General features: G+C 56.0%; 3 protein-coding genes. All 3 read right to left on the reverse strand.

Annotation, left to right across the window (positions count from 1 at the left end):
• Positions 1-113: 113 nt before the first annotated feature.
• Genes NW853_RS02235 through NW853_RS02245 form a run of 3 tightly spaced genes read right to left on the reverse strand, consistent with a single transcriptional unit; the run spans position 114 to position 8,660 of the window.
• Positions 114-5,732 (reverse strand): DEAD/DEAH box helicase, encoded by a 5,619-nt coding sequence (locus NW853_RS02235; RefSeq protein WP_414347506.1) that lies wholly within the window; start codon positions 5,730-5,732, stop codon positions 114-116.
• Between the two features lie 32 nt (positions 5,733-5,764).
• The gene (locus tag NW853_RS02240) at positions 5,765-7,063 is read right to left on the reverse strand and encodes a hypothetical protein (RefSeq protein WP_414347508.1); all 1,299 of its coding nucleotides are present in this window, start codon (positions 7,061-7,063) and stop codon (positions 5,765-5,767) included.
• 4 nt (positions 7,064-7,067) lie between these two features.
• Entirely contained in the window at positions 7,068-8,660 is a 1,593-nt protein-coding gene (locus NW853_RS02245; RefSeq protein ID WP_414347511.1) for a hypothetical protein, read from the reverse strand.
• Positions 8,661-8,698 lie beyond the last annotated feature (38 nt).

Here is an 8,698-nt window from a genome sequence, read left to right on the forward strand (position 1 = left end):
AGAGATTTTGTAGCTAGCTTAACTATTTGCTGCTCGTCTCCAGCCGACTCTAGAACTGCGGCCAGCGAACAGCTATTCTCAAGCCAGCTGCACACCTATTTGAACTTTCAGGTTTATGAATGCTTAGAGCGGGTAGGTTTTGTTGTCTTCGCCAAGACATCCCCCGGTCGCCGCAGGGTCAAGAAGGGATTGATTGCCTGAATGTTGGCCTGGGGATAAGCTTGCTGAACCTGCCCAAAAGTTTGTTTCCAGATAGGGTGCCCGTCAGTCCAGAGGGGATGGCGCACGATCCGCACTTCCCGTCCTTTATTTCCCGTCCACACCGGCAGCGGAAAGTCCTGAGGCGCTCTCTGGAAGCCTAAGTTTTCCAGCAGCGGCGGCAGTGCTCGCTCCACCAGGCGCCGCCAAGGATTCTCCTGACCTTCCCCCCAAGGGGTTTGCAAATCGACCGGCGCCTCAGCATCTCGCAGGAGGCGAGCCATATCCAAGGCCAGCCGCCAGTCCAACAGCCCGTGGTAAACCAGGTTGTAATAATCGCGCAAGCAGTTGTTGCAAGACGTGTCGCAGCTCTCTTGGTGCTGCAGCCAACGGGCGGCTAAGCTATTGGGTTGAGCTACGCTCTCCCGTTCCAGCAGCTTCGAGAAAACTTCCGGCTGGGCAAGGTGGAGGCAGTACCCTGCGCCGTTCTCCAGCCTATCAAACAGAAAAGCTCTTCCCACCACTCGACCGGCCTCTGCTGTGGTCTGAAAGCTGGCTTGCAACTCGTCAGGATCCACATCCAGAAAAGCACAGGCAGCCGCCCGCAACCAAAACGCAAAAGAATACAAAGCTGCTCGCCCTTCCAAAGTCCTTGGGTCGGCAAACACGCCAGTTGGCCAAGTCTGAAAGCCGACCAGCAGCACATCAGTGCGTCGCTTGGACAGCAAGGCAATTCGATAGGTAGGGCCGATCCCTTTGACTTGTTCCCCTTGGGCTTGCGAATAGGGATCGAGGCAGACATAGGCTCCCGCCTGCTTCTGGCCAAAAACTTCCGCCGCTTGCAGCCGGAAACCACCATCGCCGCCGCGATCGTTGACGATTAGAACGTTGCCGCTGCCACCCTGCAGGTGAGCGTTACCAGTCTTCGCTTCGCGCTCAAGCTCAGGCACGCCCAGGGTGGGCCGGCTAACGCGGGGTTGCCACTCAAATTGACCGTCGAAATCCCGCGGCTCCAAGTTGGTGAAAAAGCCTGTCGGCTCACGGGCATCGATACAGCGGAGGGTGGGTTGCCCGCATACAGGGCAAGTTTGATCCGCCGGCTTGAACGCAGGAGGAGAAGAAAGGGGCGGCTGAGGTTGGTAGTTCTCGATCATGGCTTGGCAGTTGCGACAAAATCCCAACCAGCGGTTGGGTTGGTCAAGGGGTGGCACCAAACCGGGACGCGATTGCACGCCTCTTTTGTGAGGCGCCAACTCCACCAGCCCGCAGGCGGTGTGTACCGCCCGATCTTTGACGATTTCTGAGCCGGGGGCAAATTGTGCGATCGCCGTATCCAAGTCACGATCGATGGTGCCTTGGCTAGCTGACCAGCGAGTGTAGAGCAATCGCACCCGCGTGGGAAAGCCAAACATGGGTAAGATGCCGGCATTGGCCAAACGCTCGCTGAGTTGAGTTTGTCTGTAGGCGTTGGAAGCGGCAATCTCGTTAATCTTATCGACCAACTCCTCGCGGATGTGGCGATGTAAGGCTTGTTGCTCGTCAACCGAGAGATGAGTTTGCTGGCAAAGTTGAGCAATCACGGTTCGAATCTCTTGGTCATGGCTAGCAATCCAGTTGCGAACCGATGGTTCCACCTTTGGCCAGTTTTCGGCTAGGCCAAATTCCCCGTGGATGCTGGTCACGTCTTCGAGATCCACTGCAGCGGATAGATCTTGTTGTGAGACTTCCTGAAAAGCTTGTCGCAAAACCTCTTTCGCGATGACGCGCTGGGCAATACTACGGCTGCGCAGATCGATGTAAGGGGGAGGTGGCGGATCGCCGGTAATAGCCTCAGGGCGCTGAAAGTAAAAATCGTCGTGGCTGCGGCCTCGGCAAAACGTAATCGCCAAGGAAACCCCGGCGCCGCGCCGCCCAGCCCGTCCCACCCGCTGCTGGTAGTTGAAACGCCGCGGCGGCATGTTCGCCATCATCACCGCCAACAGCCCGCCGATGTCTACCCCAGCTTCCATGGTGGTGGTCACGCTCAGCAAATCAATGCCCTGAGCCAGCGGTATTTCCCCTTCCAAAAATACGTCCTGAAACCAGCGCTGCCGTCTGAGGCGATCCTCTTTGTCCGTTTGGCCAGTTAATTCGGCAGCATTCATCCGAAACGGTTCGTTGTCAGGATCGGAGAGGTAGGCGTAGTAGTCCAAGTCGCGCGGCAAGCTGCTCGGCTGCAATCGGATGACCTGCGGGTCAGAGTGTCGGCTGGTGTTGTGGCCGCCGCTGCACTCCGGGCACCATCCCCCCGCGGCATGCAAGTAAAAGGCGCTGCACTGAGGACAGCGGTAGCCTTGAAGACCTTCGCGAGAGACAGGCACGAGGTAGAGGCAATCTGGATCCAAAACCAGTCCGTCCGAGCTACTGCTACCGATCTTGCGCAACTCCCCCTCAATCTGCGATTTCAGTCCTGGCTTGCCCTGCTCTTCTAACCTTTCCAGGTATCGAACCACACACCTCGGCAGTTCCCGATTAGAATCAACCCTGTAGTACTTGGAGAATCGATGCTGCTTGCGAACTCCCAGTTGGCGGATGACAGCACTCACAACTTCTTGCAGTTCCGGAGGGACTTTAGCCGTAACATAGCCCTGGCCAAAAGACTCAGTGTTTCTGACCGCATGGGCAAACAGCGCGAACATCATTTCATCGGCCAAGTAGGCATTGAGCTTGTCCAGGTGTTTTTCTTGCTCTGGAGTCGGGCGGTCGGCTCTTCGTGTTATTGGGTTGTTTTGCCAGTTGTAAAGCTCCGTCCAGTGATGCCGATCCTTGTTGATGGCATAGTAGAGGGCGCTAAAGGACATACCACCAGGGCATAGTCCCAACTGTAAGAGGCGGTCTGCCAGAGTGCGTCGAAGCTTGAGGAGTGGAACTTGCCCGGGGTAAGACTCGAGCATTGCTAGCCATTGTTGGCGTGCCTCAGGATCGGCCGGCGGCATGTCCTGCGCCCAAAACAATGCCTCGGTAGCAAGGGTAGGCTGCAGATTGGCAAAGCGATTGCGTGCCGCCCAATCCTCCGCCATCCGCTCAACGTCTTCCAGCAGCTTGGGATAGCCGCGCAACCGTTGCTGCCGTTGCTCTGGGGTAGGTAAAATGCTGCGCAGAAAAGCCCGCAGGTCTTGCCAGTACTCCCGCGCCAATCGCACCAGCAACAAGCGCACCATATCGCGGTAGTGATCCATTTCCATCCCAGCAGCCAATTTGGCGGCGTCCTGGCGGCTATCGGAAAAAATCACCAGCTTGCGGGATTGCGGCGTCGGCATTTCCCGCAACAAAGCGCCGGCAATCACCTGACAGGCTTTCTGAAATCCAGTGCGATGCACACGTAGCGGGGTGGGATAGGCTTCGCGGCGGGCGCGATCGGTATCGCAGCGCGGGCAACGGGTCGGCAAGGCAGGCTGGTTCTCGGCCTCTACTTGGTACACCCAGCCAGGAACCTCGCCTTCTTTAGGAGGTGTCTTCTCTTTGTTGAGTTCGCCCGTAGCGGGGTTGAGTTTGGCCTCGACCCACCGCCGCTTGACTTTTCCAGCGCTCCACTCCAGATCTTGCGGCTCGGTCGCCCAAGGTTCTGGGTCATGGGGGAGGGGCCAAAAAACGCGATAGTTCCCGGATTTTTGGGTGAGGCTTACTAAATCGGGAATGCCTTCTAGATCAGGTTGATCGGGAGTGAGGATAACCGACTTGCCAGACGAGTAAGCATAACCCCCTAGGAATACCTCCCCGCAAACTTCGCAGACGATCAAATCCAGAACCCGTGCCCCGCAGTCGCAACTGAGGCGGTGCTGGCTATGTAAGGCACCGATAGGCGGAGGGGGTTGGTTGTCCTCTTGAGGGCGTTGGGCAACGCTGCACTTGGGGCTGCTGCACGCCCACAGGCCTTGCAGGTTGTGAAAGAAGAGGTGGCCGCGCACGGGCTGGGGCGATCGCCCATCTTCTCGCTTCGCTACTGCCGTTGCCATCAACAGTCCCCGCAAGGCCTCAGAGACCAGACCGCCTGCAGGCACGGGTGCGCCTGGAAACAGTTGCTGGTCAACTTTTTGGATGGGGGTGGCGCGCACGCTGCCGCTAGCCTGCCGACAGGCCTCCCGCAGCGCATCTGCAACGTTGAGTCCCTCGAGGCACTCCCCCAAAGCCTGCTCTGGGGATCCCAAGCTGGGATCGCTGCCCAAAGCCCGCACCAGCCTCGTCAGGGCTTCTTTAGTGACTGGGAGAGGGCGCAGCGGCTGGAGGGGATCCGGCTGCACATCGCTGGCAAACTGAGCAAAAGCAGCTTGATGCTGACGCACTTGTGCTGGCGCCTTGGGAACCGGAGGAACTTGTTCCCCGGCAATCACCACAAAGCGATCGCGCCCAACAAACTCCCGGAGAAACTTGCGGCCTGCCTCGCCCTCTTCCAAGCTGGCACTGGTGGTCAAAACCTGCAGTTGTTCTGAGTTGACTGTTAGCCCCAAACGGTACAGCAGTAAGCGCAGCAAGTAGGCCACTTCTGAGCCTGGCGTCCCTCGGTAAGTGTGCAACTCATCGACCACGAGCAAGAATTTGCGCTCGCGATTCTCTTGCAGCCACCTTTTCGTTTGCTCGAACATCCCGGCCTCGATTTGCCGCATCAGCATGATGTTGAGCATGGAATAGTTGGTAATCAAGATGTCCGGGGGATGCGCTTGCATATCCCAGCGCGAGCGCATTTCTCCTCCATCCAAGCGCGGAAAGTAAAACCTCAAATCTGGGTCTTGGCTCTGGACGGCAACCTTTTCCTGCTCCGCTTGCAACTCTCGCAATTGCCGGGCTAATTCCTTGACCTTATCGGAAGTGGGATAGCCGGGGAGGGGGGTCTGACCCGTGTAACGACCGAAGGTGATGCGATTGCAACCCCGCTCGCGATCAAGCCATTCATGGGTTTCTGGGCCATCCAACACTTTGCGCAACCGGCGCAATTGATCCTCCACCAAAGCATTTAGGGGATAGAGAATGAGCGCCCGGATTGCCGCCGGTCGTTTTTGCTCTTGGCGCTGTGGCACCCAATTTGGATTGTCTTCCTCCTGCCACCAAAACGTATCCCCGCTTTCAGACATCGGATCCCAACTACGGGATTCCCGCGCAAGGTGGGCTAGGATTGGCAACAAAAAACACTCGGTCTTGCCGGAGCCAGTTCCCGTCGTTACCACAATATCCTTTTGATCAACGATGGCTGCTTTCAAACTCTGCCATTGGTGCTCATAGAGGGGTAAGTTCGGGAACAAGGAACGACCGAGGTGGGCCAAGTCTTCATAGCCAGTGGGTAAAGCTTTTGCTGCTTCCTCGAGGGTTTTGCCAGAAGAAGGGTAGACGGGTGTGGGCTCCAGTAGAGGAGGAACACTGAGCAGAGGATGATCAGGGCTGTAATGCAAGTGGCGATCGCGCTCGGCGCTAAGAGCAGGATACCGTAAGGGAAAAGCACTCTTAATGTAAAGCTGATAGATTCGATCCAATCGCTGATAGGTGCCGATGAGGTCGTACATGATTTCTCCTTGGCTTTGGGCAAAAACCTTAGCTATTTCTCCAAATCGAGCAGCGGCAGCCGCTCGCCGATGATTTGCCATGCAGTTGGCGTAATGTTCTGATAAACCAGTTCCTCTGTTTCAGGTCTGTAGCAAGGCAAACAGCCGGATTGCATGACCAAATAGCGTTTGTAGGCTAGCGGCCAGCGCTGGCTGATAGGGATCGATAATTCTCGGCTATTTGGGTCGTACTTAACTGATAGGTTTTCGGAAGCAAGGCGAGTCAAAGCCAAAAAACGTAAGCCGTACCACTCGCCGCTGTACCACCTGTCTTGCTCGCGGTCGTAGAACAGGGCATGCTGTTGTGGGGATCCCTTCTCATGCAATTCGTAGAAACCTGTTTCCTCAGCAGTCGGCACGTCTGCGAAGTGGCTCCCATCATAACGCTTCAGCCGATAGCGGTGGAGTGGCACCCAATCGACAACGTCCAGTGTAGCCACCCAATTGTCCCACTGGGGAGGAGCCTCGACCGGGCGGATGCCTAGGGTAGGGTAGCTGGCTCGCAACTTGGCGATCGCCGTGGCAACATCAGTCTGCAGCTCGAACTGCCAGCAGGGTGGCGCATCCTTTCGAGATTGGGGGATCTCCTTAAGGCGACCCAATTGCTGAAGATCTTTCTGGAGAGCTGCATTCCGCTGACCGTACAGCACGTAGCAATTTTCACCGACCGGCTGCAAGGAAGGCGGCTGCATCTGCCAGCGTCTGCCATCTCGAGCCACCGTGAGATGCCCCAGCAATTGTAGCCGACGCAACAACCGACGTGGTTGGGGTAGGTCTAGGCGATCGCATACGGCTTGAAAGGTTTCCCAAGAACCGGAACCGGCTGCCGATAGCCACCAAAGCAGTTGTTCGCACGCTCGAGAGCGATCGCTTTCTGCCGACTCAGCTATAGGTGTTTCCAAACGAAATGGGTTGACTTTAGGCAGCCGTTTGACTTCGAAATACCTTATAGTTTGGATATCCTGCTCTAAATCGTAGGCGATACCCACCATGTGTCGAATTTCTTCCCAGTAAAATTCTTGCCTTGCAGCCTTATTAATACCGCTTATTGTTTTAAGAAATTTCTCAAGATTGTCTTTTTGTCTGGATTCCCAATCAGGGCGTGCCTTCGGATCAATACCCAAGTAGAAGTAGTACTCGCCTTTTTTCTTGATACCTTTCTCAATTCGAACATGAGATATGACATCTACTAAATTTTCTTGAGTAATTCGCTTCTGTAAGTGCTCTAACAGCTTTTGTGGCTTAAATTTCTTGCAACGAGTGTGAAAGAGCCAGTAAATCAGCTTAGACATAAGATCATTCTCCTACTACACAAGCTAATGACAAATCATCCCAATTCAGAATCTTTAAAGAGCGTTCCTGGTGGGCAGTTCCGCTCCGAACTTGGATTCGATAAGTACCAGGAGGTAAGTCTGCTGGCAAATCCCAAGGCTGGTTGGTAGAGCGATGGTCTCCTTGAAGGTATATGTTCCCAGTGACCACTTCAGTCAGGGTCACCGCTGCCGTAGGCTGAAATCCGTACACGGTCACCTGTGGTAAGTGATCCTTCAGCCAAGCCCGTCCTTGGGGTACCCGTAATCCGCCACTCAAGGCAATGTGCAGGCGATCGCGCGGCTGCAAGGCTTCTTTCAACTCGGGATGTTGTAAAAACAAACCGTCCCATACGGGGGCCAGCACCTGACATTCTTGGATTTCCCACCAGTCAGAAGTTTCGGCAAACGCAGGCTGGCGCTCGCCCGACCATTGCAGCAGGCTTTCTTCGCGCAGCCGCTGCAAATCCGGCCACAGGGCTTCCCGAAACAACACAGTGAAGTGACTGCCAAGTTTGGGCGCTCCCCAACTGGCTAGAGCACCGGACTCAGGGTTCTCAGGATCGGGCACCAAGACCCAGAAATCTCGAGCCGGCAGTTGGAGCTCCCGCAAGTGGGCATGGCCGCGAATAGGCCAGGCTCTCCCCTCAGCTAGATCGCCAGCAGAGAGTGGCTTGCCAACGGGGTAAAACCAACCTACGCGCTCCAAGCGCAGGCGACCTAAGTTTTCTACCGTCACCTCTGCAACTGGCCAGTGACGCGGCAGCTTGGGATAAAGGTAGTATGCTGGATCCCCCCACCGATCCTCGGTGCGATACAGCCCTGCAGTCAGACGCGTGGGGGGCTGGTACGCTCGGCTAAATCGTTGCGGTTCCGGGCGTCCTGCATCCAACCACTCTTGATGGACGGCTAGGATTTCGGCGCCCAGGACTTCGTGTCGCTGGCGGTCGTCCAGCAGCTCTGCCAGATGTTGGTTTAGGTTCTTTTCGCTCGCCAAATCCACCAGCAACTGGGTTTCGCTGCGGGCCGTAGTCCACTTTTTCTCGTAAAACATGCGACATAACTTTTGGGTGTCCGCCTCCCGCAGCAAGGCCTGGGAAATGGGGTAATTCAAATACCGGCGCGAGCCTTCCCCTGGTTTGGCGGTGGCAATCCATCCTTTTTCCTCTAGCCACCGGTTCCACTCCTGCCACAAGCTTTCTTCATCTCCGGCTTTCATCCCTATCGGACGGGTGTCGCCAGGTATTTCCAACCGTTGGCAAAAATGGGTGAAGAAGTCATTGGCATCCAGCTTGTCATCTCTCATCATGTCGTTGGCGGCGAGTACCATCAGCGCCAAGAAGGCCACCCCTGCCGGTTCGGACGATCCCTGGTTTTGCAAAGCCGATAACTGCAGCCGATTGCCATCTGCCACCTGGGCGCGCACGGCTTGGCAGAAATCCTTAACTGTGCCTAGGCCCAGACCTGCTAAAACTTTTTGATCTACACTAAGGTAGACTGGCGTGTTGTAAGGAACTCCCAGTGTTGCCCATTGAATAATGGCTCGGTTCCAATGAGCGTATTCATCGCGCAGCGCCACAATGACCTCGCCCTAGGTCGCTTTCTCAATCCTAGGCA

Source organism: Synechococcus sp. H55.11 (assembly GCF_047462475.1).
In the GTDB taxonomy this organism is placed as follows: domain Bacteria; phylum Cyanobacteriota; class Cyanobacteriia; order Thermostichales; family Thermostichaceae; genus Thermostichus.

Coding starts and splice junctions, on each gene's coding strand:
- NW853_RS02235 (WP_414347506.1), bottom strand. CDS start 5,732: ATGTACGACCTCATCGGCACCTATCAGCGATTGGATCGAATCTATCAG.
- NW853_RS02240 (WP_414347508.1), bottom strand. CDS start 7,063: ATGTCTAAGCTGATTTACTGGCTCTTTCACACTCGTTGCAAGAAATTT.